Source organism: Citrobacter sp. wls757 (genome assembly GCF_005280935.1).
Taxonomy (GTDB): domain Bacteria; phylum Pseudomonadota; class Gammaproteobacteria; order Enterobacterales; family Enterobacteriaceae; genus Citrobacter; species Citrobacter portucalensis.
Window position 1 is genome coordinate 654,266 of record NZ_SZWU01000060.1, and the last position, 1,675, is coordinate 655,940.

The following is a 1,675-nucleotide window of genomic DNA, read 5'->3' on the forward strand; positions in this document are numbered from 1 at the left end:
AAACTGGGCGTTCTCCAACCAGGCCATCAGTTGCCCTTTAGTCGCCCCACTCAAATCGGCGGTTGCCATAATCAGCTGCTGGCGCACGTATTCGAGAAATTGAGTGTTCATACAGCACCGCCTATGGTTTTGATGTAGTTCTTCAGTATTCGATAGTCCGTCAGCACAGAACCCGGAAAATGGTATAAGCGCAATCGTTGCCAGCGAACGCGGAGGTGATCGGCAAAATAGGATTCAAATGTCATGCGGCCTCTCTGCTCTTGATTAACCCGCGACGAAGCGCGCTGTAGCGCTTCCTGATGGCTTCGAGTTCTTCGATGGTGTATCGATGTGGGGTGTTGTTGTTTTCGAGCGCTTCGACGCGCTCAGGCCCAATTTTCTCGATAAGGCCAAGGCGGTACTGCTGCTGATTGCCCGACAGCGGCACATTGCAGTGGTGGCACTGTTTACTGATATTGTCTTCGTGATAGCGGAGATGTGATGCCTTACCGCGTGAGCGGTAGTGACCTGCTTCCCATTGGACGGTTTCGAACGTGCCGCAGCTGATGCATGGCAGATCGGCATCACGTTCGCGAATATAGTTATTGACGACACGCTGCGTTAAATCTTCCCAGTGCTTCAGCGGCTTAACCGCTGCTTTGCGCTGGCGCCAGGCGGCCCGCTCTTTCTTCTCACTAGCACGCTGTTTGGCAGACTCTTTGCGTTGCGCATCTTCCCGAGCCTTTCTTGTCTGCTCTTTACCGACTGCGCTGGCGCACTCATAACCACAAACTGTCTGCGTATCGCGCACAGGATGGAACCACTGGCGGCATTCTTTGTTGACGCACTTACGGCGCGGTAGCTTAGCCATACTCAACCCCACGCCCTGTTTTGCCAGACCTTACTCGGGCGAGGAACCTTCTCACTTTCTGGCAACTGAACGCTGACAGTCCAGGTAATATTGTCGCGATTAAGGCTGCGTTCTACCGTGGCGCCACGACGGCGATAACTGGCCACCAGCTCGTCGGCCTGCTCGGTTGTGCATTCATGATGGTGGAACCAACTTAGTTTCATCGCCATCACCCCGCAAAGCTCATGAGTTGCGATGCGGCGTTTTCCGCTTCACGCTGGTCCTTGAATGCCCTGGACAGTACCCATCGCCACAGAACATCGAGCGCGGCTTTATACAGCTGCTGGAACTCGGTTTCGTCCATGTTGGCGAAGGCAATGCTGCGAGGGTGTTTGCGAAGGGTGCCGTCGGGCAACTGTATGGCGTCGTAGTGGCCAGACTCGACGATCACCCAGGCACGGTATGCGTCATAGGATTTGCAGATGCTGATGCTACCCGCGCGCTTATCAGCGATACGGTCGAGATATTGCTCGGCAGCGTCCAGGAGAGCTGTTTCGCTTCCTCCGAATGAGGCAAGGTATTTGGCATAGCCGGTTACCAGCTTGCGCTCGTTCGAAGAGATCGCCCCGCCGGTTGGTTCCCAGTATTCGAAACCGAGATTGAGTAATGCGAAGAAACGACGGTGAAAGGCTGGGTTGCGTACCTGCCGGAACTCGGCCACCAACACGGCACCGAGTTTGATTTTCGATTGCAGTAAATCGCTGGTCTCGGGTGTGGCCGGGATCAGGATTCCTGAGGACTGCTTGATTAGTTGTAGTTCGTGCGCCATGGTTTCTCTCCGTGGCG

General features: G+C 54.9%; 5 protein-coding genes. All 5 read right to left on the reverse strand.

Features of this window, described 5'->3' with window-relative positions:
• Positions 1 to 111 (reverse strand): bacteriophage antitermination protein Q (locus FDW94_RS24470; protein ID WP_249358619.1); only part of this gene is annotated, 111 nt, incomplete at its 3' end.
• Complete coding sequence (locus FDW94_RS18050) at positions 108 to 245, reverse strand: YlcG family protein (RefSeq protein WP_016156248.1); 138 nt, start codon at positions 243 to 245, stop codon at positions 108 to 110. The genes FDW94_RS18050 and FDW94_RS24470, both read right to left, overlap by 4 nt.
• Complete coding sequence (locus FDW94_RS18055; RefSeq protein WP_137378012.1) at positions 242 to 850, reverse strand: recombination protein NinG; 609 nt, start codon at positions 848 to 850, stop codon at positions 242 to 244. Before FDW94_RS18055 ends, FDW94_RS18050 begins: the two co-directional genes overlap by 4 nt.
• A gap of 2 nt (positions 851 to 852) precedes the next feature.
• Positions 853 to 1,059, reverse strand: coding sequence for a hypothetical protein (locus FDW94_RS18060; RefSeq protein WP_137378013.1), 207 nt, complete (start codon positions 1,057 to 1,059; stop codon positions 853 to 855).
• Complete coding sequence (locus FDW94_RS18065; RefSeq protein WP_137378014.1) at positions 1,059 to 1,658, reverse strand: DUF1367 family protein; 600 nt, start codon at positions 1,656 to 1,658, stop codon at positions 1,059 to 1,061. Before FDW94_RS18065 ends, FDW94_RS18060 begins: the two co-directional genes overlap by 1 nt.
• Between the last annotated feature and the right edge of the window lie 17 nt (positions 1,659 to 1,675).

Excerpts from the sequence above, each read along its gene's own strand:
- FDW94_RS18060 (WP_137378013.1), bottom strand. The coding sequence starts at position 1,059 with ATGGCGATGAAACTAAGTTGGTTCCACCATCATGAATGCACAACCGAG.
- FDW94_RS18050 (WP_016156248.1), bottom strand. The coding sequence starts at position 245 with ATGACATTTGAATCCTATTTTGCCGATCACCTCCGCGTTCGCTGGCAA.
- FDW94_RS18065 (WP_137378014.1), bottom strand. The coding sequence starts at position 1,658 with ATGGCGCACGAACTACAACTAATCAAGCAGTCCTCAGGAATCCTGATC.
- FDW94_RS18055 (WP_137378012.1), bottom strand. The coding sequence starts at position 850 with ATGGCTAAGCTACCGCGCCGTAAGTGCGTCAACAAAGAATGCCGCCAG.